Source organism: Streptomyces sp. NPDC054887 (assembly GCF_053610585.1).
Genome location: NZ_JBSGYQ010000028.1, coordinates 1 through 23,527, shown reverse-complemented (window position 1 = coordinate 23,527; position 23,527 = coordinate 1). Strand labels below are relative to the sequence as shown.

24 protein-coding genes and 1 tRNA gene are annotated in these 23,527 nt (G+C 72.2%); 14 read left to right on the top strand and 11 right to left on the bottom strand.

The window, feature by feature from the left end; all coding sequences use genetic code 11:
- Positions 1-16 precede the first annotated feature (16 nt).
- Together ACWGH0_RS17680 and ACWGH0_RS17675 are read right to left on the bottom strand one after the other, a co-directional pair.
- Positions 17-793 (bottom strand): DUF6227 family protein, encoded by a 777-nt coding sequence (locus ACWGH0_RS17680; RefSeq protein ID WP_453405060.1) that lies wholly within the window; start codon positions 791-793, stop codon positions 17-19.
- Between the two features lie 144 nt (positions 794-937).
- Positions 938-2,020, bottom strand: coding sequence for a P1 family peptidase (locus ACWGH0_RS17675; protein ID WP_453405059.1), 1,083 nt, complete (start codon positions 2,018-2,020; stop codon positions 938-940).
- An 83-nt stretch (positions 2,021-2,103) separates the two neighbouring features.
- Here ACWGH0_RS17675 and ACWGH0_RS17670 point away from each other — a divergent pair, with 83 nt between their 5' ends.
- A complete protein-coding gene (locus ACWGH0_RS17670) occupies positions 2,104-2,328 on the top strand; it encodes a hypothetical protein (protein ID WP_453405058.1) in 225 nt (74 codons plus the stop codon).
- Between the two features lie 10 nt (positions 2,329-2,338).
- On the opposite strand, the gene mscL is transcribed toward ACWGH0_RS17670, so the two are convergent.
- The 6 genes from mscL to ACWGH0_RS17640 form a co-directional block, all read right to left on the bottom strand.
- On the bottom strand, positions 2,339-2,815 hold the full coding sequence (gene mscL / locus ACWGH0_RS17665; RefSeq protein WP_453405057.1) for a large conductance mechanosensitive channel protein MscL: 477 nt from the start codon (positions 2,813-2,815) through the stop codon (positions 2,339-2,341).
- A 192-nt stretch (positions 2,816-3,007) separates the two neighbouring features.
- Positions 3,008-3,580, bottom strand: a complete 573-nt coding sequence (locus ACWGH0_RS17660) for a hypothetical protein (RefSeq protein ID WP_453405056.1) — start codon at positions 3,578-3,580, stop codon at positions 3,008-3,010.
- Positions 3,581-3,748: 168 nt separating this feature from the next.
- Complete coding sequence (locus tag ACWGH0_RS17655; RefSeq protein WP_453405055.1) at positions 3,749-4,600, bottom strand: S-methyl-5'-thioadenosine phosphorylase; 852 nt, start codon at positions 4,598-4,600, stop codon at positions 3,749-3,751.
- Positions 4,601-4,679: 79 nt separating this feature from the next.
- Positions 4,680-5,021, bottom strand: a complete 342-nt coding sequence (locus ACWGH0_RS17650) for an FmdB family zinc ribbon protein (RefSeq protein ID WP_453405054.1) — start codon at positions 5,019-5,021, stop codon at positions 4,680-4,682.
- A gap of 66 nt (positions 5,022-5,087) precedes the next feature.
- Positions 5,088-6,353 carry an MFS transporter gene (locus ACWGH0_RS17645; RefSeq protein WP_453405053.1) on the bottom strand — a complete coding sequence of 422 codons (1,266 nt, stop codon included), beginning with the start codon at positions 6,351-6,353 and terminating at the stop codon, positions 5,088-5,090.
- A 263-nt stretch (positions 6,354-6,616) separates the two neighbouring features.
- Positions 6,617-8,098: a potassium/proton antiporter gene (locus ACWGH0_RS17640; protein WP_453405109.1), complete on the bottom strand. Its 1,482-nt coding sequence runs from the start codon at positions 8,096-8,098 to the stop codon at positions 6,617-6,619.
- Positions 8,099-8,323: 225 nt separating this feature from the next.
- Here ACWGH0_RS17640 and ACWGH0_RS17635 point away from each other — a divergent pair, with 225 nt between their 5' ends.
- A complete protein-coding gene (locus ACWGH0_RS17635; RefSeq protein ID WP_453405052.1) occupies positions 8,324-11,149 on the top strand; it encodes a penicillin acylase family protein in 2,826 nt (941 codons plus the stop codon).
- Positions 11,150-11,170: 21 nt separating this feature from the next.
- Here the strand turns inward: ACWGH0_RS17635 and ACWGH0_RS17630 are convergent, their stop codons facing one another.
- Positions 11,171-11,761: a 5-formyltetrahydrofolate cyclo-ligase gene (locus ACWGH0_RS17630; RefSeq protein WP_453405108.1), complete on the bottom strand. Its 591-nt coding sequence runs from the start codon at positions 11,759-11,761 to the stop codon at positions 11,171-11,173.
- 86 nt (positions 11,762-11,847) lie between these two features.
- On the opposite strand from ACWGH0_RS17630, the gene galU reads away from it, so the two are divergent.
- From galU to ACWGH0_RS17595, 7 genes are all read left to right on the top strand, one after another.
- On the top strand, positions 11,848-12,750 hold the full coding sequence (gene galU / locus ACWGH0_RS17625) for a UTP--glucose-1-phosphate uridylyltransferase GalU (RefSeq protein WP_453405051.1): 903 nt from the start codon (positions 11,848-11,850) through the stop codon (positions 12,748-12,750).
- 5 nt (positions 12,751-12,755) lie between these two features.
- Positions 12,756-14,057, top strand: coding sequence for a molybdotransferase-like divisome protein Glp (gene glp / locus ACWGH0_RS17620; protein WP_453405050.1), 1,302 nt, complete (start codon positions 12,756-12,758; stop codon positions 14,055-14,057).
- A 62-nt stretch (positions 14,058-14,119) separates the two neighbouring features.
- A complete protein-coding gene (gene moaC / locus ACWGH0_RS17615) occupies positions 14,120-14,599 on the top strand; it encodes a cyclic pyranopterin monophosphate synthase MoaC (RefSeq protein WP_453405049.1) in 480 nt (159 codons plus the stop codon).
- Positions 14,596-15,210, top strand: a complete 615-nt coding sequence (locus tag ACWGH0_RS17610) for a MogA/MoaB family molybdenum cofactor biosynthesis protein (RefSeq protein WP_453405048.1) — start codon at positions 14,596-14,598, stop codon at positions 15,208-15,210. The genes moaC and ACWGH0_RS17610 overlap by 4 nt, the downstream gene beginning before the upstream one ends.
- Positions 15,207-15,833, top strand: a complete 627-nt coding sequence (locus tag ACWGH0_RS17605; protein WP_453405107.1) for a GNAT family N-acetyltransferase — start codon at positions 15,207-15,209, stop codon at positions 15,831-15,833. Before ACWGH0_RS17610 ends, ACWGH0_RS17605 begins: the two co-directional genes overlap by 4 nt.
- A gap of 162 nt (positions 15,834-15,995) precedes the next feature.
- Positions 15,996-17,108, top strand: coding sequence for a divisome protein SepX/GlpR (gene sepX, locus ACWGH0_RS17600; protein ID WP_453405047.1), 1,113 nt, complete (start codon positions 15,996-15,998; stop codon positions 17,106-17,108).
- 60 nt (positions 17,109-17,168) lie between these two features.
- Positions 17,169-17,242 (top strand) — tRNA-Ala (locus ACWGH0_RS17595).
- A 129-nt stretch (positions 17,243-17,371) separates the two neighbouring features.
- Here the strand turns inward: ACWGH0_RS17595 and ACWGH0_RS17590 are convergent.
- Entirely contained in the window at positions 17,372-17,854 is a 483-nt protein-coding gene (locus ACWGH0_RS17590; protein ID WP_453405046.1) for a GNAT family N-acetyltransferase, read from the bottom strand.
- Between the two features lie 66 nt (positions 17,855-17,920).
- Here ACWGH0_RS17590 and ACWGH0_RS17585 point away from each other — a divergent pair, with 66 nt between their 5' ends.
- Positions 17,921-18,730: an exodeoxyribonuclease III gene (locus ACWGH0_RS17585; protein WP_453405045.1), complete on the top strand. Its 810-nt coding sequence runs from the start codon at positions 17,921-17,923 to the stop codon at positions 18,728-18,730.
- Here the strand turns inward: ACWGH0_RS17585 and ACWGH0_RS17580 are convergent.
- Positions 18,636-19,448, bottom strand: coding sequence for a MerR family transcriptional regulator (locus ACWGH0_RS17580; protein ID WP_453405106.1), 813 nt, complete (start codon positions 19,446-19,448; stop codon positions 18,636-18,638). The two genes, ACWGH0_RS17585 and ACWGH0_RS17580, sit on opposite strands and share 95 nt — an antisense overlap.
- Positions 19,449-19,613: 165 nt before the next feature.
- Between ACWGH0_RS17580 and ACWGH0_RS17575 the strand changes: the two genes are divergently transcribed.
- From ACWGH0_RS17575 to ACWGH0_RS17560, 4 genes are all read left to right on the top strand, one after another.
- Positions 19,614-21,167, top strand: coding sequence for a flavin-containing monooxygenase (locus ACWGH0_RS17575; protein WP_453405044.1), 1,554 nt, complete (start codon positions 19,614-19,616; stop codon positions 21,165-21,167).
- Positions 21,164-22,120, top strand: a complete 957-nt coding sequence (locus ACWGH0_RS17570) for an alpha/beta fold hydrolase (RefSeq protein ID WP_453405043.1) — start codon at positions 21,164-21,166, stop codon at positions 22,118-22,120. Before ACWGH0_RS17575 ends, ACWGH0_RS17570 begins: the two co-directional genes overlap by 4 nt.
- Entirely contained in the window at positions 22,117-22,998 is an 882-nt protein-coding gene (locus ACWGH0_RS17565) for an SDR family oxidoreductase (protein ID WP_453405042.1), read from the top strand. Before ACWGH0_RS17570 ends, ACWGH0_RS17565 begins: the two co-directional genes overlap by 4 nt.
- A gap of 241 nt (positions 22,999-23,239) precedes the next feature.
- Positions 23,240-23,488 (top strand): hypothetical protein, encoded by a 249-nt coding sequence (locus tag ACWGH0_RS17560; protein WP_453405041.1) that lies wholly within the window; start codon positions 23,240-23,242, stop codon positions 23,486-23,488.
- The last annotated feature ends 39 nt before the right edge of the window (positions 23,489-23,527 follow it).

Sequence of the window (23,527 nt, the reverse complement as noted above, 5' to 3'; positions counted from 1 at the left end):
ACCCCCGCCGCGCCGCTCACCGCACCCGTGCCCGCAGCTCCATCGCCTCCCGGGCCGCCCGCTCCGTCCCGTACACCTCGCACATGTGGCGGCCGTCCGGCGTGGCGGTGTGCTCGACCTCCCAGAGGCTCACCTCGCAGCCGTCCCGCAGCAGGAACGCGTGCTCGTACAGCGTGAAGCCGGCGTCCCGCCCCTCCGGGCCGCACTGGCGGCCGAAGGCCTGGGTGATCTGGTGGGCGACGGCCGTGGCCAGCCGGAGCCCGGCGTCCCGCCCGGGGCGGTCCGCGTTCTCGGCCCGGCGGAGCACCCGCCGCGCGTGGTCCGCCGAGTTGTCGGGGATGAAGATGCGCGGGGCGGTGGCCGGCCGCGCGGCCATGAGCGCGGCGAGGATCTCCAGGTCGGCGTCGAGCCCCGCGTCCCCGCCCTGCGGATCGCGCCCGTCCGCGTCGGCCGCCGCGGAGCCGAACGCACCGCCGCCCGCGCGCGGCAGCCGGGACGCGGCCAGCCGCACCTCGCCGGCGTCGGTGTAGAGCTCGTGCTGCGTGGTGCCGTCGCGGCCCGCGTTGTGCGCCAGCTCCCACAGCACGAGAGAACTGCCGTCGGACAGCAGGAAGGCGTGCTTGAACGTCTCGCGGTGCAGCCCCGCGCTGTGGTGCGAGGAGTGCAGCGACGTGCTGTGCGCCAGCGCGGTTTCCAGCCGCTCCACAGCGGCGTCGGGCAGGTCGAACGAGTTGAGTGCGCGCCCCAGGAGTCGCTCGAGGTGCTCCTCGGTTGTCTCGTACGGATCGCTCAAGGGTCTCTCCAGGCCGTCGCCGCTTGTTACTTGCCGAGTGCTCAACGTAGCCCCTGGGTCTGACAACGTCGCCGGGGTTGAGCAAAACGAAGGGGGCGCATCCGAGGTTCCCGCGCCCGGTGGCCAACTCCCCGTGTCAGTACGTCAGTAGAGGTCCCGGTACGCCGGGTAAACACCGCCTTCCCCGTCCACTCCCTCCGCCGCCAGCACCGCTTTCACCACCGCCCGCGTCAGCGTGTCGGCCCCCGCCGCCAGCACCTCGTTGAGGGCGGCGGCCTCCGCGTGCACAGCGAACGCGGGCTCGGCCGAGCCGCCCGCCGGCACCTTCGTCCCGGTGGACAGGGCGAAGACGGTGTCGCCGTCGCTGAGCAGGTGCACGGGGCGCACGGCCCGCGCGAGCCCGTCGTGCGCCGTACCGGCGAGCTTCTGCGCCTGGGCGCGGGTCAGCGCGGCGTCGGTGGCGACGACGGCCAGTGTGGTGTTCAGCGGGGGACCCGCGGCAGCCGCCGCGCGCCGCAGCGTCGCCGCCCGCGCGTCGGCCAGCCGCAGCCGCGCCGCCGCGTGCACCTCCTGCGACGGATACGCGACCCGCCCCTGGAAGTAACTCCCGTACAGAACCCCTGTCAGCGGATCGACGACCGAACCGGCGGCGTTGACGACCACGAGCGCCCCCACCGTCACACCCGAGTCGAGTACGACGGAGGCCGTGCCGACCCCTCCCTTCAGATCCCCCGCCACCGCGCCGGTACCGGCCCCCACCCCGCCCTGCGCCACGGACGCCCCGACGCCGGTACGGGCGGCCTCCGCCACGGCCGCCCGCCCGGTCGCGGCGTCCGGCCTGGCCCGCCAGTCGCCGCCGCGCCCCAGGTCGAAGAGGCAGGCGGCCGGAACGACCGGCACCACCTGCGACGAGTCTGGCCCGACCCGGAAACCCCGGCCCTGCTCCTCCAGCCAGGCCGTCACGCCCGAAGCGGCGTCGAGACCGTACGCGCTGCCGCCCGTCAGCACGATCGCGTCGACCCGCTGCACCAGGTTGCGCGGGTCGAGGGCGTCGGTCTCCCGGGTGCCCGGCCCGCCGCCCCGCACGTCCACGGCCGCCACCGCCCCGCCCTCCGGGGCCAGTACGACGGTGGTGCCGCTGAGCGCGCGGTCACCCGGCACCCGCGCGTGCCCGACCCGCAGTCCGGCCACATCGGTCAGGGCGTCGGCCCTCGTCCGGTTTCCCATGGGGCCTGCGTATCACGCCGGTTCCGCCGGGGCCCAGAGGCGGCCGGCGCAACAGGGCCGGAAGTCGGCCGTACCCTGGAAGCATGAGCACCGCCCCCGCCCACGGACCGCGAGACCCGGAGCAGGCGTCCGACCAGAAGGCCGAGAGCAGGCCGCGGCCGAAGCCGGCGCTGGACTTCGGCGATCCGCTCGACCAGCAATCGGCGGACGACACGGACCGGGGGTGGGGCGAGCGGCCTCCCGGCAGTGGTGGCAGCGCGGCCGACCTCGCCCGGTTCCTGGACGAGAAGCCGCCGCACCACCTCTGAGCGACCCGGGCTACGGCGTCCTGTCGTGGCCCGAGCCGCGCTGGGCGACCAGGGCGTCCCTGATCTCCTTCAGCAGCTGGATCTCGGTGACATCCATGATCTCCTCGCTGGCCTCCCTCGCCTTGTCCCGGGCGGCCCGCCGCGCCAGGTACTTGGCCATGGGCAGCACCATGAGGAAGTAGACGACCGCGGCCGTGATCAGGAAGCTGAGGACCGCGCTGAGCACCAGCCCCCAGTTGATGGGGATGCCCTGCATCACGCCGTTCTCGTCGGCCTTGCACGGCTGCTTCAGGCAGGAGCTGTACTTCTCCAGGTCCTGGGTGCCGAACGCGCCGACCAGCGGGTTGATCACGCCCTTCACGATCGAGTTCACGACGTTGGTGAACGCCGCGCCGATGACCACCGCCACAGCCAGGTCGATCACGTTGCCGCGCATCAGGAAGGCCTTGAAGCCCGCCAGAACGCTCTGCTTCTTCTCCTCGCTCACGAATGAGCCTCTCTTCGCATGTACCGGGGGCGGAGCAAACAGTTCCGAAACCTACGTCAGCAGGTGACGGCCCTGTCCAATCCCCGCTCACGTACCGGTGACCTGGCAGCTCCTCAGTTCTAGTCGGCACATCGGCGGTCGGCGCGGCCCGGTCAGGCGCGGCCCGGTTCGGCAATGCGTCACCGTCTCGGGTCAGCACAGCGTCACCGCCAGGGCCGAGGTCGCACCCACACCGGCCAGCGCGGCGGCCGTGGCGCGCGGCACGGACAGCACCACCAGCGCCCCGCCGCCCTCGGCCCCGGGGCTGCCGCCCGCCTCGGGCACGTCGGCCACGCGCGCGCCGGCGGCCACCACGCGGGCGTCCGGAGCCTCCTGGCCCGGCATCGGCGGGTCCGCCGCCGCGGCGATCACGTCGACCCGGTCGCCCCGGCGCAGCAGCCGTACGGTCTCGGCGTCCGCGATGCGCACCGGAGCGGACACCATCTCCACCGACGGACGCTCCCGCCGCGGCGCCCGCACCTCGTCGGCCTGCTCCCGCGCCTGCGCCGCCCCGCCCGCGCGTCCCGCGTCGCGAGCCCCCGAAGCGGCCAGCGCGGCGGCGGTCATGGCCAGCCCGGCCGCCATCGCCCGCCTCCTGCGGCGCACCGCACGCCGGAGCCGGTGCCTGCCGCCGCGCACCCGCAGCGGCGCGAAGTCGGGCACACCGCAGGGGCCCGGCCCGGCGTCGGGCGCCGGGGGAGCGGGGACGTAGGGGTAGAGGGACACGGTGACCACCGCCTGGCACGAGGACGACGACGAGGAGTTCCGTCCGGACGCCTCCACGATCCCCGTCCGGCCGGCATCCCGCCGCGCCCTGTGGGCAACCCACAGCTTGTGGAAAACCCGGTCACCCGCCCGACGCCGGCGCCCGTGAGAACCTGGTCACCCGCCCAGCTACGGCAGCGCGATCCCCGTGTCGAGACCGTCCAGGGCGTGCGAGCAGAGGCAGTCGCGCGTCCCGCTGTCCGGCAGCCCCGCCACCGCGTCGAAGAGCACCTCGCGCAGCCGGCCCACGTTGGCCGCGAACACCCGCAGCACCTCTTCGTGGGACACGCCCTCGCCCGCCTCCGCCCCGGCGTCCAGGTCGGTCACCAGCGCCAGCGACGTGTAGCAGAGACCCAGTTCCCGCGCGAGAACGGCCTCCGGATGTCCGGTCATGCCGACCACCGACCAGCCCGCGGCCGCGTGCCACCGCGACTCGGCCCGCGTCGAGAACCGCGGCCCCTCCACGACGACCAGCGTCCCGCCGTCCACCGGCTCCCACGCCCGCCCGCGCGCGGCGGCCAGCGCCGCCCTGCGCCCTTCGGGGCAGTACGGGTCGGCGAAAGCGACGTGCACGACGTTCGGCAGCTTCCCGTCCACCCGCGTCTCGCCGTCGTAGAACGTCTGGGCGCGCGTCTTCGTACGGTCCACGAGCTGGTCCGGCACGAGCAGGGTCCCGGGCCCGTACTCGACCCGCAGTCCGCCCACCGCGCACGGCCCGAGCACCTGGCGCGCGCCGACGGAACGCAGGGCCCACAGGTTGGCGCGGTAGTTGATGCGGTGCGGCGGCAGGTGGTGGCCGCGCCCGTGGCGGGGGAGGAAGGCGACCCGTCGTCCCGCTATCTCGCCCAGGAAGAGTGAGTCGCTGGGCTTCCCGTACGGGGTGTCGACCTCGACCTCGGTCACGTCCTCCAGGAAGGAGTAGAAGCCGGAGCCGCCGATCACGCCGATGTCCGCGTCGGTCCCTGTGTTCGCGTTCGCCATGGCGGTCACAGTAGCCGGGGCGGGAAACGCCGAGGACCCCGCCGTCGGAAACGGCGGGGTCACCCGGGACGGGCTTGGCCTAGGCGGCCGAGGAGCTGCTGGAACCCGACGACCCGGAGGACGCGGACGCGGCGGACGACGACGCGGCGGGCTTCGAGTCGCCGCCCGACGAGGACGAGGACGCCGAGGACGACGTTCCGGCCGTCTTCGAGGACGACGTGGCCGGCGTGCTGCTCGACGAGGAGCCGCGGCTGTCGTTCCGGTAGAAACCGGATCCCTTGAAGACGATGCCGACCGCGGAGAACACCTTCTTCAGGCGTCCCTCACAGCTGGGGCACACGGTCAGTGCTTCATCGGTGAACTTCTGCACCGCCTCGAGGCCTTCGCCGCACTCGGTGCACTGGTACTGATAGGTCGGCACTTGCTCCTCCTGGCACTCTCACTCAATGAGTGCTAACGACGTTCAATACTGACGCATTCCGCTCGATCAGTCCACCGTCACAGGCACTCGGTGACTCATGCCACGTGCGGCGACCCGTCCGGGGGCCTTCGGTGCGAGCCGCGAACGCAGCGCCACCAGGGCGGCCAGGGCGAGCGCCGTGCCCGCCAGCGGCACGAGGAATCCCGCGCTCGCGCCGTTCGCGTCCGCCAGCCGTCCCGCGACCGTGACGCCCGCCGCCTGGCCGAGCGCGACCGCGCCGGTCAGCCACGTGAACGCCTCGGTGCGGGCCGAGGCGGGCACCAAAGTCTCGACCATGGTGTAGCCGGTGATCAGCGCGGGCGCAATGCACAGGCCGACCAGCAGCCCCAGACCGGCGAGCAGCGGCACGGAGTGCACCGCCCACAGTCCCGAGGTGGCCAGGGTCAGCGCGGCGTACCCGACGATCAGGCGGCGGCGGGGGCCGGTCTTCCACGCGACCGCGCCGCAGACGATGCCCGCGAGCATGTTGCCCGCCGCGAACGTTCCGTAGAGCAGCCCGTTCACGCCCGGACTGCCGATCTCCTCGGAGAACGCGGTCAGGGAGACCTGCATTCCGCCGAAGACCGCTCCGATGCCGAGGAACGCTCCGGCGAGCACCCGTACGCCGGGCACGGAGAGCGCGGAGGCACGCGGTCCTTCGGACAGCGACAGGCGGCCGGCCCGCGGCTGTGTGCCGCGCTGCACGGCGAAGAACAGGCCGCCGACCAGGGTGAGCGCCGCCTCGGCGATCAGACCGGCCGCCGGGTGCACACCCGTGCACAGCGCGGTGGCGAGCACGGGCCCCACGACGAAGGTGAACTCGTCCGTCACGGACTCGAAGGCCGCGGCGGTCGACATGAGGGGCGAGCCCTCCAGCTTGGCCGCCCAGCGGGCCCGCACCATCGGGCCGATCTGCGGAACGGACGCACCCGTGGGAACGGCCGCGGCGAACAGCGCCCACAGCGGCGCTCCGGAGAGCGCCAGCACCGTCAGGGTGACGACGGAGGCGGTGTGCACGAGAACGCCCGGAACCAGTACGGCGCTCTGCCCGAAACGGTCGGCCAGTTTGCCGCTCTGCGGCGCGAACAGTGCCATGGAGACGCCGGTGACGGCGGCCACGGCGCCCGCGCTGCCGTACGAACCGGTGGTGTGCTGCACGAGCAGCACGATGCCGATGGTCAGCATCGCGAAGGGCTGGCGTGCCAGGAACCCGGGCACCAGGTACGTCCAGGCTTCAGGGGTGCGGAGCAGCTGGCCGTAGCCGGGGCGGGTGGTGGTGACCGTGTCGGACACGGTCCTTGCCTTTCTGCCGCCTGGTGACGCTCCCCGTGCACGCGGTGTGTGAGCGTGCGGGAGCCGCCGAGAGCTGTCCTCTTGCGCAGGACCGGCGGTAGATACCAGGACACCCCCTCGAAGGGGGCCGGCCGCCGTACGGTCGCGCCAGCTCTGCGTCAGGCAGAGTTGGTCGATCAGTAGACCTTCATGTTACAGGGCATCGCGCGGGACGCACCTGTGATTGCGTACGGATTTACGTCACACCGCCTGCGTTCGCGGCCTCAGTGGCGGCTCCCGCCACCCGTTCCCAGCCACCCCGCGAGCTTGCCGCCCAGCGCGACGGCCCGCAGCCGCCGCTCGGCCGCGTCCCGTACCGGGTCGGTCGCCACCACGAGCAGTTCGTCGCCGCGCCGCAGCACGGTCGTCGGCAGCGGAACGAAGCTGGTCCCGTCCCGCACGACCAGCGTGACCGCCGCCCCGTGCGGCAGCCGCAGCTCGGCCACCTCCACGCCGTGCATCCGCGACTTCTCGGGGACCGCCACCGACAGCAGGTGCCCCCGCAACCGCTCCAGCGGCGCGGACTCGATCCCGAGGTCCGCCGCCTCGGAGGGGTCCTCACCGAGTTTCAGCCACTTCGCCAGCCACGGCAGGGTGGGCCCCTGCACGAGGGTGTAGACGACGACGAGGACGAAGACGATGTTGAAGACCCGGTCGCTGCCCTCGATGTCCGTCACCAGCGGGATGGTCGCCAGGATGATCGGCACCGCGCCGCGCAGCCCCGCCCAGGACATCAGGGCCTGCTCCTGCCACGGGACGCGGAACGGCAGCAGGCTGACCAGCACCTCCAGCGGTCGCGCCACCGTCGTCAGTACGAGCCCCACCATCACGGCGGGCCAGAAGTCGGCCAGCAGCTCGTGCGGCGTCACCAGCAGGCCGAGCAGGACGAACATCCCGATCTGCGCGATCCAGCCGAGTCCGTCGGCGAACCCGCGCGTGGCCGGCCAGTGCGGCAGCTTGGAGTTGCCCAGCACCACGGCGGCCAGGTAGACGGCGAGGAACCCGCTGCCGTGCGCGATGGCCCCGGCCGCGTACGCCGACACCGCGATGGCCATGACGGCGATCGGGTACAGGCCGGACGCGGGAAGGGCCACCCGCCGCAGCGCGTACGCGCCGAGCCAGCCCATGGCGAGACCGATGCTCGCGCCGATCGCCAGCTCAAGGGCGATCTCGCCCACCAGGACGTACCACGCGTCGATCGGTCCGACCGTCGAGAAGGCGACGACCAGGATCACGACGGGTGCGTCGTTGAAACCGGACTCCGCCTCCAGGACGCCCGTGATCCGGGAGGGCAGCGGCACCTTGCGCAGGACGGAGAAGACCGCTGCGGCGTCCGTCGACGAGACGACCGCGCCGATGATCAGCGCCTGCCGCCAGTCGAGACCGACGAGGTAGTGCGCCCCCGCGGCCGTGACGCCCACGCTGACCGCGACGCCGACGGTCGACAGCACGACCGCCATGGGCAACGCCGGTTTGATTTCCTTCCACTTCGTACCCAGGCCGCCCTCGGCCAGGATCACCACGAGCGCGGCATAGCCGATCACCTGCGTCAGTTCGGCGTTGTCGAACTTGACGTCGAAGAAGCCGTCCTGCCCTATGGCGATCCCGATCCCGAGGTACAGCAGCAGGCTGGGGAGCCCGCTTCGGGACGAGACGCGGACGGCCGCGACGGCGATGAGCAGGACGAGCGAGCAGATGAGCAGCAGTTCGTTGAGCTGGTGGACAGTCAGCGGCCGTTCCTTCCCTCGCACGCCTGCCGGATCGTTCCTCCGGCGGCCGGTACTTCGTTACCTTACCTAATCTTTAACGTTTTCTTGACGCCGATATCCTTCGTGCGACCGTCGTTGGCGGCACCGCGTCGGGGGCGCGGAAGCGCTGCGCCTATGGTTGCTCCAGCACTCAAGGACCACCCTGCCCCTCGAAGGACAGCGATGCCCGCCAACACCACCGCCTCTTCCGGCAAGAAGAAGAAGGGGCGCCGCGCCCGCCTGATCGTGATCGTGCTGGTGTTGGCCCTTGTCGCGGGTGTCGGCTACGGCGCCTTCTGGAGCATCAGCACGGTGCGCGCCTCCTTCCCGCAGACCACCGGGTCGATCGAGCTCGACGGTCTCTCGGGGCCCGTGGACGTCAAGCGCGACGACTACGGCGTCCCGCAGATCTACGCGGACACCGACGAAGACCTCTTCCGCGCCCAGGGCTTCGTCCAGGCGCAGGACCGCTTCTACGAGATGGACGTCCGCCGTCACATGACGTCGGGCCGGCTGTCCGAGATGTTCGGCGCGGACCAGGTCGGCACCGACGAGTTCCTGCGCACGCTCGGCTGGCGCCGCGTCGCGCAGCAGGAGTACGACACCAAGCTGTCGCCGGAGACGAAGAAGAACCTCCAGGCGTACGCCGCCGGCGTCAACGCCTACCTCGCGGGGCGCGAGGGCAAGGACATCTCCGTCGAGTACGCCGCCCTGGGCTTCGTGAACGACTACAAGCCCGAGAAGTGGACGCCCGTCGACTCGGTGGCCTGGCTCAAGGCCATGGCCTGGGACCTGCGCGGCAACATGCAGGACGAGATCGACCGTTCGCTGATGACGAGCCGGCTGAGCGCGAAGCAGATCAAGCAGCTGTACCCGGCCTACCCGTACGACCGGAACAAGACGGTCGTCGAAGAGGGTGCGGTCGACGCGACGACGAAGAAGTACGACCCGAAGGCCACCGGCACCGGAACAGGTACGGGCACGGGTACAGGCACCGGAACAGGCACCGGCACCGGAACAGGCACCGGCACCGGCACCGGAACAGGCACCGGCACCGGCACCGCGTCCGGCACCGGCACCGGAGTGGGCGCGGGCACGGCCGCCGAGGGCGTCCAGAGCCAGCTGTCCGGCATCTCCGACGCCCTGGACGGGATCCCGGCGCTCTTCGGCCCCAACGGCAGCGGCATCGGCTCGAACTCGTGGGTCGTCTCCGGCCGCTACACGACGACGAAGAAGCCGCTGCTCGCGAACGACCCGCACCTCGCGCCGCAGTTGCCCTCGCTCTGGTACCAGATGGGCCTGCACTGCCGGAAGGTGTCCGCCACCTGCAAGTACGACGCGGCGGGCTACACCTTCTCCGGCATGCCCGGCGTGATAATCGGCCACAACCAGAACATCGCCTGGGGCTTCACCAACCTCGGGGCCGACGTCACCGACCTCTACCTGGAGAAGATCTCCGACGACGGCTACTTCTACGACGGCGCCACGAAGCCCTTCACCACCCGTGTGGAGACCATCAAGGTCGCCGGCGGTCCGTCGAAGAAGATCACCGTCCGCTCGACCGGCAACGGCCCGCTGCTCTCCGACCGCAGCGGCGAACTCGGCAAGGTCGGCGAGAAGGCCCCGGTCGACAACGCCGCCCCCGACCGCGGTGACGGCTACGGCATCTCCCTCAAGTGGACCGCTCTGACGCCCGGCAAGTCCATGGACGCCGTGTTCGAGCTGAACCGCGCCACGGACTTCAAGACCTTCCGCGCCGCCGCCGCCCACTTCGAGGTCCCCTCGCAGAACCTCATCTACGCCGACACCGCGGGCAACATCGGCTACCAGGCCCCGGGCCGCATCCCGGTACGCGCCGCCGGCCACGACGGCACCCTGCCCGCCGCCGGCTGGGACCCGCGTTCCCGCTGGAAGAGCTTCATCCCGCAGGACGAGCTGCCGTACGAGTACAACCCGAAGCGCGGCTACATCGTCACCGCCAACCAGGCCGTGATCGACAAGAAGAAGTACCCCTACCTCCTCACCCAGGACTGGGGCTACGGCGCCCGCAGCCAGCGGATCAACGACCTCATCGAGTCGAAGATCGCCGACGGCGGCCGGATCTCCACCGACGACATGCGCACCATGCAGATGGACAACAGCAGCGAGATCGCCAAGCTGCTCACGCCCCACCTGCTCAAGATCGACGTGTCGGACCCGAACGTCCGCGAGACGCAGAAGCTGCTCGAAGGCTGGGACTACACGCAGGAGCCCGACTCGGCGGCCGCCGCGTACTTCAACGCGGTCTGGCGCAACGTCCTCAAGCTCGCCTTCGCCAACAAGCTCCCCAAGGAGCTGCGGGTCAAGGGGCAGTGCCTCTCCGTCCGCCCGGCCGACAGCACCGGCCCGGTCGACGACCCGGACAAGCGGGTGCGCGAGTGCGGGCAGCGCGCCAAGGACTCCGCGCAGCCGGACGGCGGCGACCGCTGGTACGAGGTCGTCCGCACGATGCTCAAGGACGAGAAGAACGAGTGGTGGCAGGCGCCGAAGACCCGCCTCGACCCGGCCACGGACACCCGTGACGAACTGCTCGCCCGCGCGCTGAAGGACGCCCGCTGGGAGCTGACGGCCAAGCTCGGCAAGGACGTCGACTCCTGGAGCTGGGGCCGCCTGCACCAGCTGGAGCTGAAGAACCAGACCCTCGGCACGAGCGGCCCCGGCCTCGTCCAGTCGCTGCTCAACCGCGGCCCCTGGAACCTGGGCGGCGGCGAGGCGGCGGTCAACGCCACCGGCTGGAACGCGGCGGGCGGCTACGAGGTCATCTGGGTGCCGTCCATGCGGATGGTCGTGAACCTGGGCAACCTGGACAAGTCCCGCTGGATCAACCTCACCGGCGCGTCGGGCCACGCGTACAGCTCGCACTACACCGACCAGACGGACAAGTGGGCGAAGGGCGAGCTGCTCGACTGGCCGTTCGGCGACGAGGCGGTCGAGAAGAGCACCACGGACAAGCTGGTGCTCAGGCCGTAGACGCGCGGCGCCGGGTGGGCGTCAGGCCGGCAGGCGCCTGACACCGCCCGGCGTCACCACGGCGCTCACGGGGTGGTCGTGCGGTTCCCTGGGGACCCGCGCGACCACCTCTTCGTCGTACAGCAGCACCACCAGGTGAGGCCGCGCGCCCGCCGCCTCCAGCCGGGCGAGGACCCGGTCGTACGAGCCGCCGCCCCGCCCGAGCCGCGTCCCGCGTCCGTCCACCGCCAGACCGGGCAGCAGCACCGTGTCGGCCTCCAGCACGGCCCGTACGCCGAGCCGCGCGCCCGCGGGCTCCAGCAGCCCCAGCCGGGCGCGCTCCAGGCGCTCCGCGCCCTCGTACGGCGCCCAGTCCAGATCGTTGTCCGGCAGCAGCACCGGAAGCAGCACCCGCACGCCCCGCGCGCGCAGCGCGTCCAGCAGCGCGCGGGTGCCGGGCTCACTCCCGATCGACACGTACGCGGCGACCGTGCCGGCCTCCGCGAGCTCCGGCAGCTCCAGTGCCCGGTGGGCCAGAACCGTTCCGGCCTTTTCGACGTCACTACTGGTCAACCGGGATCTCATGCCGAGGAGTTCTTTTCGCAACCCCGCCTTGTCAGGCTCTTCACACATCACCATGGCTCCACAAAACGACTCGTATGAGAAATATTGCCCGGAGCCTCATCTTCCTCCCATACGCAACGGATATCGTTCTGACCATGACTCAGTCGCACCCCGGGATCAGCAAGGCTGTCATCCCTGCCGCCGGCCTCGGCACCAGGTTCCTGCCGGCGACAAAGGCCACTCCGAAAGAGATGCTGCCTGTCGTCGACAAGCCGGCCATCCAGTACGTGGTCGAGGAGGCTGTGACCGCTGGGCTCTCCGACGTCCTCATGGTCACCGGCCGCAACAAGCGTCCCCTCGAGGACCACTTCGACCGCAACTACGAGCTGGAGTCGGCCCTCGGCCGCAAGGGCGACGCGGAACGTCTCGCCCGGGTGCAGGAGTCGAGCGACCTCGCCACCATGCACTACGTCCGCCAGGGCGACCCCAAGGGCCTCGGCCACGCCGTGCTGTGCGCCGCGCCGCACGTCGGCGACCAGCCCTTCGCCGTACTCCTCGGCGACGACCTCATCGACCCGCGCGACCCGCTGCTGTCCCGGATGATCGAGATCCAGGGGCAGTACGGCGGCAGCGTCGTCGCGCTGATGGAGGTCGACCCCGCCCAGATCCACCTGTACGGATCGGCGGCCGTCGAGCCGACCGCCGAGAGCGACGTCGTACGGGTCACCGGGCTGGTCGAGAAGCCCGACGCGGCCGACGCCCCCAGCAACTACGCCATCATCGGGCGCTATGTACTGGACCCGGCCGTATTCGGCATACTGCGCAAGACCGAGCCGGGCCGCGGCGGCGAGATCCAGCTCACCGACGCGCTCCAGCACCTGGCCGAGGACGAGAAGGCCGGCGGCCCGGTGCACGGCGTCGTCTTCAAGGGCCGCCGCTATGACACCGGCGACCGGGGCGACTATCTGCGTGCCATTGTCAGACTCGCGTGCGAACGTGAGGACCTGGGGCCGGAGTTCCGGACCTGGCTTCGCAGTTACGTGACCGAGGAGATGTAGGCACCTTGAGCAGCACGATCTGGTCTGTCGACGAGCACCTTGAGGACATCCTCGCCGCGGTGAAGCCGCTCGAACCCATCGAGCTCCAGCTTCTCGACGCGCAGGGCTGCGTCCTCGTCGAGGACATCACGGTCCAGATCGCGCTGCCCCCCTTCGACAACAGCTCGATGGACGGATACGCGGTCCGTACGAGCGATGTCTCGGGCGCGAGCGAGGAATTCCCCGCCGTCCTCACCGTCGTCGGGGACGTGGCGGCGGGCAGCGGCGAGACGCTGAGCGTCGGCCCCGGCGAGGCCGCCCGCATCATGACCGGCGCCCCGCTGCCGCCGGGTGCCGAGGCCGTCGTCCCGGTCGAGTGGACCGACGGGGGCGCGGGCGGCGGACCGGCCGTCACGATGCGCGCGGCGAGCGGCGCGCCCGAGGGCGCGACCGGCGAGGTCCGGGTGCACCGCCCGGTCGAGGCGCGGGCGCACGTCCGCGCGCGCGGCAGCGACGTCCAGGCCGGCGACCCCGCCCTGGCGGCCGGTACGGTCCTGGGTCCGCCCCAGCTCGGCCTGCTCGCCGCGATCGGCCGGGCCACCGTCAGGGTCAGGCCCCGTCCCCGCGTCGTCGTCCTGTCGACCGGCAGTGAACTGGTCCAGCCCGGCGAGCGGTTGGCGGCCGGCCAGATCTTCGACTCCAACAGCTTCGCCCTGACCGCCGCCGCCCGGGACGCGGGCGCCATCGCCTACCGCGTCGGCGCGGTCACCGACGACGCCGACACGCTCCGCTCGACCATCGAGGACCAGCTGATCCGCGCCGACATGATCGTCACGACCGGCGGCGTCAGCGTCGGCGCGTACGACGTGGTGAAGGAGGCGCTGTCGTCCGTGGGGGACGGGGACGGGCCCGGCGGGGGTGTCGACTTCCGCAAGCTCGCCATGCAGCCCGGCAAGCCGCAGGGCTTCGGCTCCATCGGCCCCGAGCACACCCCGCTGCTCGCCCTCCCCGGGAACCCGGTCTCCTCGTACGTCTCGTTCGAGCTGTTCGTGCGCCCGGCGATCCGCGCCCTGATGGGCCTGAAGGACGTGCACCGCCCCACGGTCCGCGCCACGCTGAGCGTCGACAAGCCGCTGTCCTCCCCGTCCGGCAAGCGCCAGTTCCTGCGCGGCACGTACGACGCGCAGACGGGCGCCGTCACCCCCGTCGGCGGCACGGGCTCGCACCTGGTCGCGGCTCTGGCCCGCGCCGACGCCCTGATCGTCGTCCCGGAGGACGTCACCGAGCTGGAGCCCGGCGCCGGGACCGACGTGGTCCTGCTCGGGTGACCGGGGCACGGTGGGGGTAGCGTGTCTGCCCTCACAGGCCCTGACCGGGAGCGCCACACGTAATGAGTACGCACGATCGGCTCACGCACATCGACGAGGCGGGGGCTGCCCGCATGGTCGACGTCTCGGCCAAGGACGTCACCGCGCGCACCGCGCGCGCCACCGGACGCGTCCTTGTCGCGCCGCGCGTCGTCGAGCTGCTGCGCGGCGAGGGGGTCCCCAAGGGTGACGCCCTCGCCACCGCCCGCATCGCGGGCATCATGGGCGCGAAGCGCACGCCCGACCTGATCCCCCTCTGCCACCCGCTCGCCCTGTCCGGGGTGAAGCTGGACCTCGCGGTGGCCGACGACGCCGTCGAGATCGCCGCCACCGTGCGCACGACGGACCGTACGGGCGTCGAGATGGAGGCGCTGACCGCCGTCACCGTCGCCGCGCTCACCGTGATCGACATGGTGAAGGCGGTCGACAAGGCCGCGGTCATCACCGACGTACGCGTCGAGGAGAAGACGGGCGGCAAGTCCGGCGACTGGAGCCGGTCATGAGTCCCCGCGGCGGAGAGGTCTACAGCCACAGCCACGAGCCGGCGCCCGGGCCGGTGTCCGCAACGGCCGCCGCACCCGTCGCCGCCGCGCCGGGGGAGCCGCGCCGCGCCCTGGTGGTGACGGCGTCCAACCGCGCCTCCGCCGGCGTCTACGAGGACCGGGGCGGACCGATCCTCGCCCAGGGCCTGCGCGCTCTGGGCTTCGAGGTCGAGGGCCCGCAGGTGGTGCCCGACGGCGACCCGGTGGAGCAGGCCCTGCGGGCCGGCGTCGCCGCCGCGTACGACGTCATCCTGACCACGGGCGGCACCGGCATCTCGCCGACCGACCGCACGCCGGACGCCACCCGCCGCGTCCTGGACTACGACGTCCCGGGCATTCCGGAGGCGATCCGCGCCGAGGGGCTCGCGAAGGTCCCGACCGCCGCGCTGTCCCGCGGGCTCGCGGGTGTCGCGGGCCGGACGCTGATCGTGAACCTGCCGGGTTCCACCGGTGGCGTGCGGGACGGGCTGGCGGTCCTGGAACGCCTCCTGGTGCACGCCGTGGACCAGATCCGGGGCGGCGACCACCCCGGGTCCGGCTCCGGTTCGCCCCTGCCCGGGAGCCAGAGCTGAACGCTTCGTCCTGGCCCGTCGAGCTGGCCGACGGCGATGTCACCCTCCGCCCGATAAGGCTGCGCGACCAGCGGAGCTGGCGCGAGGTGAACCGGCGCAACCGCGAGTGGCTGCGCCCCTGGGAGGCGACCGTCCCGCCGCCCGCTCCTGCGGGCCCGGTGGCGCAGCGCCCCACGTACCGTCAGATGGTCCGCCACCTGCGGTCGGAGGCGAACGCCGGGCGGATGCTGCCCTTCGTCATCGAGTACCGGGGTCAGCTCGTCGGCCAGTTGACGGTCGCCGGGATCACCTGGGGTTCGATGTGCTCCGGGCACGTCGGTTACTGGGTGGACCGGGACGTGGCGGGCCGCGGGGTGATGCCCACGGCGGTCGCCCTCGCCGTCGACCACTGCTTCCGTACGGTCGGACTGCACCGCATCGAGGTCTGCATTCGCCCGGAGAACGCGCCGAGCCGCAGGGTCGTGGAGAAACTCGGATTCCGCCAGGAAGGGCTGCGCCCCCGATATCTGCACATCGACGGCGGGTGGCGCGACCATCTGGTCTACGCGCTCACGGCCGAGGAAGTGCCCGAGGGCCTGTTGCACCGCTGGCACCAGGCACGACCCGGCACCGCACCGAAATGAAATGCCTGTTCGAATTCTGTCGCCAAGTGACTGCAAAAGGGCGCACAAAGCAGCCTGTTGATCCGATCAGTCACAAAAAAAGTTCGAGTTATCAGCCAGATCGTGCGACACACCGGCTCAATTGGCGGATGGGCTTGCGCGAACCCCTCTACGGTGTGGGGTGTGAGCAGCAGCGGCCTGATCTACGCAGTCATCGTCGGGGCCTGGGCCGCCTACTTGGTGCCGATGTGGCTCCGCAGGCAGGACGAGCTCAACGAAGCCCGTCCGACGGAACGCTTCAGCACCGCCATCCGGCTGCTGTCCGGACGGGCGGCAATGGAGCGCCGATACGCCAGGGAGCTTCAGGAACGCGCCGCGGGTGAGGCGGAGACCGACGTGCACCCGGACGCCGTCACGGACCGATTGAGTTCCGTCGACGTCCGGGCCTTCGCCGTCCCCCCGACCCGGGCGACCGAGCGCCCCGCCGTCCGGGAGGACGCGCGGGAGCAGGCGCGTGAGAGCGCCCAGGAGGGCGCGCGGGAGACCGCGAGGGCGCAACGGCGTGCGCGCACAGCGAGCGCTGCCGCCGAACGCGCCCGGCGCTCGAAGGTGCTCGCGCGCCGCCGGCGCACCACCGTGATCCTCTTCCTCGCGTTCACCCTCGGCACGATCGTCGCGGCGGTCGGCGGACTGCGGTTCCTGTGGGCCCCGGCCGTCCCCGCCGTGCTGCTGAGCACGTACATCGTGCATCTGCGGACCACCGAGCGGCGGCGCTTCGCCTTCACCATGGACCGGCGCAGGGCGGAGGCGGCGGCACAGCGGCTGCGTGAGCGCCGTCCGCACCCGGGCCGCCGACCGGTCTCCGCGGAGCCGGACGAGGAGCCCGTCGTACGCCCCGAGCCCGAACCGGCGCCCGCCGTCTCGCCGCAGGAGGCCGGCCGCCGCGCGCTGGTGGAGCAGACGGACCACGCGGAGTGGGTGGACCAGCAGCGCGAGCGTGAGCGCGGCGCTGCCCGGGGCGAGAGCTGGGACCCGGTCCCGGTCCCGCTGCCGACGTACGTCACCGCCCCCGTGGCGCCGCGCGCCACCGGCAGCGTCGACTTCGGCGACCCGGGGACCTGGAGCTCCGCCCGCTCCAGCACCGCCGAGCCGACCCCCGCCCCCGAAGCGCCGCCCGCCGCCGACCCCGCGCCGGGCCGCCGGACGAACCCCGGCCGACGCGACCGGGGCCGCGGACGGACGCCGCTCTTCGACCAGTACGAGGACGGCGACCGGCCCCGGGCCGTCAACGAATGATCTTCGGAGAGCGGATTACCGAGCACCCCGATCGAGGTGCTAAAGTTTCACTCGTTGCAAGGGCCTGTGGCGCAGTCTGGTAGCGCACCTCGTTCGCATCGAGGGGGTCTGGGGTTCAAATCCCCACAGGTCCACCGCAGCTCAGAGCCCCAGTCGGAGAGATCCGGGTGGGGCTCTTCGGCGTTCCACGCCCTGCGGGACGGGGGGTGGCGTACGCCACAGAACGCTCTGCGGTGGCGCACGCCACAAGGGCTGAGGGGGTGTCACGGCTCCAGCGGCTTGGCGAAGCAGCGGCTGTCCTCGTACTCGCGGAAGTGGCCGAACTTCGCGGTGGGGGCGTAACCGCTCGACACGTAGAGGGCGATGGCCTCCGGCTGCTGCGTGCCCGTCTCCAGCACCATGCGGGTGCGGCCGGCCGCGCGGGCGTCGTCCTCCAGCGCGGCGAGGATGCGGCGGGCCAGGCCGAGGCCGCGGCTCTCGGGCCGGACGTACATGCGCTTGATCTCGGCGTCGCCGTCCGCGTACCCCTCGCCGTTCTCGTCCTGCCTGCGCCAGGCGCCGGAGGCCACCGGGCGCCCGTCGGCGTCGTACGCGATGAGGAAGAGGCCCGCCGGGGGGCGGAACATCGAGGCGTCGAGCGGTGTGGTGTCGCCCTCGCCGTTGTAGCGCTGGATGTACTCCTGCTGCACCTCGGCGTCGAGCTTCATCGCGTCGGGATGGTCGTACGGGCGCGGCTGTATATGCATGCGTGTCAGCGTACTTCTATGCGGGTCCGGTGCCGGACGGTTTCCCGGTGTCTGTATTGTGCCGGGATGCTCACTGTGACCTCCGTGAATGTTAACGGCCTGCGCGCCGCCGCCAAGAAGGGCTTTGTGCCCTGGTTGGCCGAAACCGATGCCGATGTGATCTGCCTCCAGGAGGTGCGGGCGGAGCCGCAGCAGCTCCCGGAGGAGGTCCGCGACCCGGAGGGCTGGCACGTCGTGCACGCGCCGGCCGGGGCCAAGGGCCGGGCGGGCGTCTCGCTCTACACGCGGCGGAAGCCGGACCGCGTGCGGGTCGGATTCGGCAGCGCCGAGTTCGACGGGACCGGGCGGTACGTCGAGGCCGACCTGCCGGGCGTCACGGTCGCCAGCCTGTACCTGCCCTCGGGCGAGGTCGGCACCGAGCGGCAGGACGAGAAGATCCGGTTCATGGACGAATTCCTGCCCTACCTGAAGGGCCTGAAGGAGAGCGCGGCGGCGGACGGCCGCGAAGTGCTGGTCTGCGGCGACTGGAACATCGCCCACCAGGAGGCCGACCTCAAGAACTGGAAGGGCAACCGCAAGTCCTCCGGCTTCCTGCCGGAGGAGCGCGCCTGGCTGACGCGGGTGTTCGACGAGGCGGGGTACGTCGACGTGGTGCGCGCGCTGCACCCCGGCCAGGAGGGGCCGTACACGTGGTGGTCCTACCGGGGGAGGGCCTTCGACAACGACTCGGGATGGCGTATCGACTACGCGGTGGCGACGCCGGGCCTCGCGGGCCGGGCGGTCAAGGCGTACGTCGAACGGGCGGCCAGCCATGACCTGCGCTGGTCGGACCACGCGCCGGTGACCGCGGTCTTCGAGCAGCCCCTCGGCGGCTAGTCGCCCGAGCCGGGGGCGGGGCGTCCTTCTCGGCCCTGAGCAGGCGGTCGAGCGCCATGGAGAGTTCCGCCTCGACGACGCTCTTGGCGAGGGGGCGCAGCCGCTCCAGGGCCGGCCGGGACGCGGACGCGCCGCTCCCGGCGGCCGGTCCGTCCACCGCGTCCGGCCCCTCTTCCACGAGGTGGGAGCGGACCATGGCGGCGAAGATCTCCGCCAGGGCCGTCGTGTGCTCGCGTACCTCGCGGCCCGCCCGGAGCACGGCGGCCAGCGGCACTCCCTCGCGCACCAGGGCCGCCGACACGTCCAGCAGGCGGCGGCTGATGTGGATGATCTCCTCGCCGTCGGTGGCGAGATAGCCGAGGTCGAGCGCCGCGGCCAGGTTCTCCGCTGTGACCTCGCCCGCGAAGTGGTCGGCGAGGTCCTCGGGGGTGAGCCGGACCGGCGTCTCCTCGGTCCAGGTGACGGGAGCGGCGTCCTCGCCCATGCCGAACAGCTCGCCGACGCCCCGGCCGCTCTCGAAGGTGCTGGCGAGATCCGCGATGCCGTTCAGGGTGTGGCCCCGCTCCAGCAGCGCCGCGATGGTGCGCAGCCGGGCCAGGTGGCGGTCGTCGTACCAGGCGATCCGGCCCTCGCGGCGCGGGGGCGGCAGCAGCTTGCGCTCGCGGTAGAAGCGCAGGGTGCGCACGGTGATGCCGGCCTCCCTGGCCAGCTCCTCCATGCGGTACTCACGGGCTCCTGCGGCTTCGTCCACGGGGGAAGCCTATGTTCTACCGCCGGTAACTTTTATGGCGTCCGACCCCTACCCATCAGTACGCCGCTGCTCTACTCTCCGAATCGTGCCAGTGATTGCTGGCAGAGTCGTGGGAGCGCGGGAGGCGTCGGCATGGCCGAGCACGAGCACGTACGAGTGGCGGTGATCGGATCCGGATTCGGCGGCCTGGGCGCAGCCGTCCGGCTGCGCCGCGAGGGGATCACCGACTTCGTCGTCCTGGAGCGCGCCGACGCGGTGGGCGGCACCTGGCGCGACAACAGTTACCCGGGCTGCGCGTGCGACGTGCCGTCCCACCTGTACTCGTTCTCGTTCGCGCCCAACCCGGACTGGCCCCGGACCTTCTCCGGCCAGGAGCACATCAGGGCGTACCTGGAGCACGTCACCGACACCTTCGGGCTGCGGCCGCACATCCGGCTGAACCACGAAGTCACGATGATGCGCTGGGACGCCGACGCGCTGCGCTGGGAGATCGAGACCGCGCAGGGCAGGCTGAGCGCCGACGTGGTGGTGTCCGCGACCGGGCCGCTGTCCGACCCGAAGGTGCCGGACGTCCCCGGGCTCGACGGCTTCCCCGGCAAGGTCTTCCACTCGGCGCGGTGGGACCACGACTACGACCTGCGCGGCAAGCGCGTCGCGATGATCGGTACGGGCGCGTCGGCGATCCAGATCGTGCCGTCCATCCAGCCCGACGTGGCGAAGCTGACGCTCTTCCAGCGGACCGCTCCGTGGGTGATGCCGCGCATGGACCGGACGATCACCGGGCCGGAGCGCTGGCTGCACCGGCAGCTGCCGTTCACCGCGAAGGCGCGGCGCGGACTGCTCTTCGGCATCCGGGAGTTGCAGGTCACGGCCTTCACCAAGCACCCCAACCAGCTCGGAGCCGTCGAGGCGCTCGCGAAGGCCAACATGGCCAAGGCGATCAAGGACCCCGAGCTGCGGGCCAAACTGACGCCGTCGTACCGGATCGGCTGCAAGCGCATCCTGCTGTCCAGCACGTACTACCCGGCGCTCGCCCGGCCCAATGTGGACGTGGTGGCCTCCGGGCTCAAGGAGGTGCGCGGCTCCACGGTCGTGGCGGCCGACGGGACCCGGGCGGAGGTCGACGCGATCGTCTTCGGCACGGGCTTCCGCGTCACCGACATGCCGATCGCCGAGCGTGTCGTCGGCGCGGACGGCATCACGCTCGCCGAGGCGTGGAAGGACGGGATGGAGTCGCTGCGCGGCGCGACGGCGGCCGGCTTCCCCAACTGGATGACGATCATCGGGCCCAACACGGGTCTGGGGAACAGCTCGATGATCCTGATGATCGAGTCCCAGCTCAACTACCTGGCCGACTACATGCGCCAGTTGCGGGTGCTGGGCGGCCGGGCGGCGCTCGCGGCGCGGCCCTCCGCCGTGCACGCGTGGAACCGGCGGGTGCAGGACCGGATGAAGCGGACCGTGTGGAACACGGGCGGCTGCGACAGCTGGTACCTGGACGCGAACGGCCGCAACACCACGATCTGGCCCGGCACGCCGAGTGAGTTCCGGCGTGCGACCCGGGCGGTGAACCTCGCGGAGTACGAGGTCGTCCGTGCGGGCGCCGCGGAGGGCCGGGCGGCCGTCGCCGCCGGGCCCGGTCGCGGCGAGGGCACCGCGAACGAGACCGCGGAGGCCGTCGCGTGAGCCGGCTGACGAAGGCCGCGGGCGAGCCGCTCGTCGCCTCGCGCGAGCTGACCGCCGTCTCCGCCGACGGCTCGCGCCTGCACGTGGAGGTGTACGGGCCCGAAGGGGCCCCCGCGCTCGTCCTGGCGCACGGCTGGACCTGCTCGACGCTCTTCTGGTCGGCGCAGATACGCGAGCTGGCCGGGGCCGGCGACCACCGGGTCGTGGTCTACGACCAGCGCGGCCACGGGCGCTCACCGGCGGTCGGGCGCGACGGCTACAGCACCGGCGCGCTGGCCGACGACCTCGAAGCGGTGCTCGCCGCCGCGCTCGCGCCGGGTGAGCGGGCCGTCGTGGCCGGGCACTCCATGGGCGGCATGACGATCATGGCCGCCGCCGGGCGGCCCGGGTTCCGGGAGCACGCGGCGGCCGTGCTGCTGTGCAGCACGGGCAGTGCGCGGCTGGTCGCCGAGTCGCTCGTACTGCCGATGCGCGCCGGGCGGCTGCGGACGCGGATCACCAAGGCCGTGCTGGGGGCGCGGGCGCCGCTGGGGCCCGTCACACCGCTGTCGAAGAAGATCCTCAAGTACGGGACGATGGGGCCCGGCGCCTCGCCGGAACGGGTGGCCGAGTGCGCCCGTATCGTCCACGCCTGTCCGCGCGCGGCGCGGGTGGCCTGGTCGCAGGTGCTGGGGGAGCTCGATCTGAGCGCGGGGCTGCGGGAGCTGACCGTACCCACCGCCGTCCTCGCCGGGACCGCCGACCGGCTCACGCCGCCCGTGCACGCCCGTGAGATCGAGGCCGCGCTGCCGCATTCCCTGGGGCTCACCGAGCTGACCGGGGTCGGTCACATGACGCCGGTGGAGGCGCCGGAGGCCGTTACCGCGAAGCTCCGGGAACTGGCGGGCACGTACGTCGCCGCCGCCGTGACGGCCGACCGGCCCACCGAGAACGAGAAGGAGCAGGCCGTATGAGCAGCAGGCAGAGCCTCGAAGGACAGGTCGCGGTCGTGACCGGCGCGGCGCGCGGAGTCGGCGAGCTGCTGGCCCGCAAGCTGTCGGCGCGCGGCGCGAAGGTGGCGCTGGTCGGCCTGGAACCGGACGAGCTGAAGGCGGTGGCGGGCCGGCTGCACGCCGAGGCGCACTGGTGGCACGCCGATGTGACCGACCACGAGGCGATGGCGCGGGTCGCGCGGGAGGTGAAGGAGCGGTTCGGGAAGGTCGACATCGTCGTGGCCAACGCGGGCGTCGCCTCCGGTGGGCCGTTCGTGGACTCCGACCCGGTCGCCTGGCGGCGGGTCATCGAGGTCAACCTGATCGGCGGGGCGGTGACCGGGCGGGCGTTCCTTCCGGTGCTCATGGAGAGCCGGGGGTACTTCCTCCAGATCGCGTCGCTGGCCGCGATCACGCCGGCGCCGATGATGACGGCGTACTGCGCGTCCAAGTCGGGCGTCGAGGCGTTCGCCCACTCGCTGCGGGCGGAGGTCGGCTACCGGGGGGTGCGGGTCGGCGTCGGATACCTGTCGTGGACCGACACCGACATGGTGCGGGGCGCGGACCGGGACGACGTGATGCGCGAACTGCGGCAGCGGCTGCCGTGGCCCTCCAACCGGACGTACCCGCTCGGTCCCGCGGTGGACCGGATCGTCGCCGGGATCGAGCGGCGCTCGTCGCACGTGTACGCGCAGTGGTGGCTGCGGGGGATGCAGTCCGTACGGGGGTATCTGCCCGCACTGATCGGGGTGGTGGGCCAGCGGGAGATGAAGCGGTTCGAGCCCCGGCTGGCGGGGGTCTCGACGGGGCTCGTGGGGGCCGGGGGCGAGGCGGACGAGAAGGCGCGGGCGGAGCGGTAGGGGAGGGGGGCGCGGGGTGCGCGCCCCTTCGCCCCTGCGGCGTCCGGTGCGGCCGGGTTCGGCCTGGAGTTCGGTCTGCGGTTCGGTCTGCGGATCGGTCTGCGGTTCGGTCTGCGGTTCGGTCTGCGGTTCGGTCTGAGTGATCGAAATGCGGCGAATGTCCGGTCGTGTCAGTCTGGTCGAGGTTCCAACGGGGGCGGAAACGCCCCCACCCCCACACACCCCAACAGGAGTGAACCTCATGGGTATTGCAGACCAGTTCAAGGACAAGGCGCAGGAGCTCGCGGACCAGGCGAAGCAGGCCAAGCAGCGGAAGCAGGGCGACCAGGGCGCGCAGCGCCAGCCCGGCGACCGTGTCGCGCGCGGTGTGACGCCGGACGCGGCGTCGGAGCGGATGCGCCGGGCGCGTGAGGACCGCGACCTGGGCGTGGGCGAGGACAGGCTCCTCGACGAGGACGAACTGGACGCGACCCAGGAGCGTTACCGCTAACCGGTATTGACGCGGGGCCGTGCGGCGCGGGCTTGCGCC

Coding starts and splice junctions, on each gene's coding strand:
- ACWGH0_RS17675 (WP_453405059.1), bottom strand. CDS start 2,020: ATGGGAAACCGGACGAGGGCCGACGCCCTGACCGATGTGGCCGGACTG.
- ACWGH0_RS17670 (WP_453405058.1), top strand. CDS start 2,104: ATGAGCACCGCCCCCGCCCACGGACCGCGAGACCCGGAGCAGGCGTCC.
- ACWGH0_RS17655 (WP_453405055.1), bottom strand. CDS start 4,600: ATGGCGAACGCGAACACAGGGACCGACGCGGACATCGGCGTGATCGGC.
- ACWGH0_RS17635 (WP_453405052.1), top strand. CDS start 8,324: ATGCCCGCCAACACCACCGCCTCTTCCGGCAAGAAGAAGAAGGGGCGC.
- ACWGH0_RS17630 (WP_453405108.1), bottom strand. CDS start 11,761: ATGTGTGAAGAGCCTGACAAGGCGGGGTTGCGAAAAGAACTCCTCGGC.
- galU (WP_453405051.1), top strand. CDS start 11,848: ATGACTCAGTCGCACCCCGGGATCAGCAAGGCTGTCATCCCTGCCGCC.
- moaC (WP_453405049.1), top strand. CDS start 14,120: ATGAGTACGCACGATCGGCTCACGCACATCGACGAGGCGGGGGCTGCC.
- ACWGH0_RS17610 (WP_453405048.1), top strand. CDS start 14,596: ATGAGTCCCCGCGGCGGAGAGGTCTACAGCCACAGCCACGAGCCGGCG.
- ACWGH0_RS17590 (WP_453405046.1), bottom strand. CDS start 17,854: ATGCATATACAGCCGCGCCCGTACGACCATCCCGACGCGATGAAGCTC.
- ACWGH0_RS17585 (WP_453405045.1), top strand. CDS start 17,921: ATGCTCACTGTGACCTCCGTGAATGTTAACGGCCTGCGCGCCGCCGCC.
- ACWGH0_RS17580 (WP_453405106.1), bottom strand. CDS start 19,448: ATGGAGGAGCTGGCCAGGGAGGCCGGCATCACCGTGCGCACCCTGCGC.
- ACWGH0_RS17575 (WP_453405044.1), top strand. CDS start 19,614: ATGGCCGAGCACGAGCACGTACGAGTGGCGGTGATCGGATCCGGATTC.
- ACWGH0_RS17565 (WP_453405042.1), top strand. CDS start 22,117: ATGAGCAGCAGGCAGAGCCTCGAAGGACAGGTCGCGGTCGTGACCGGC.
- ACWGH0_RS17560 (WP_453405041.1), top strand. CDS start 23,240: ATGGGTATTGCAGACCAGTTCAAGGACAAGGCGCAGGAGCTCGCGGAC.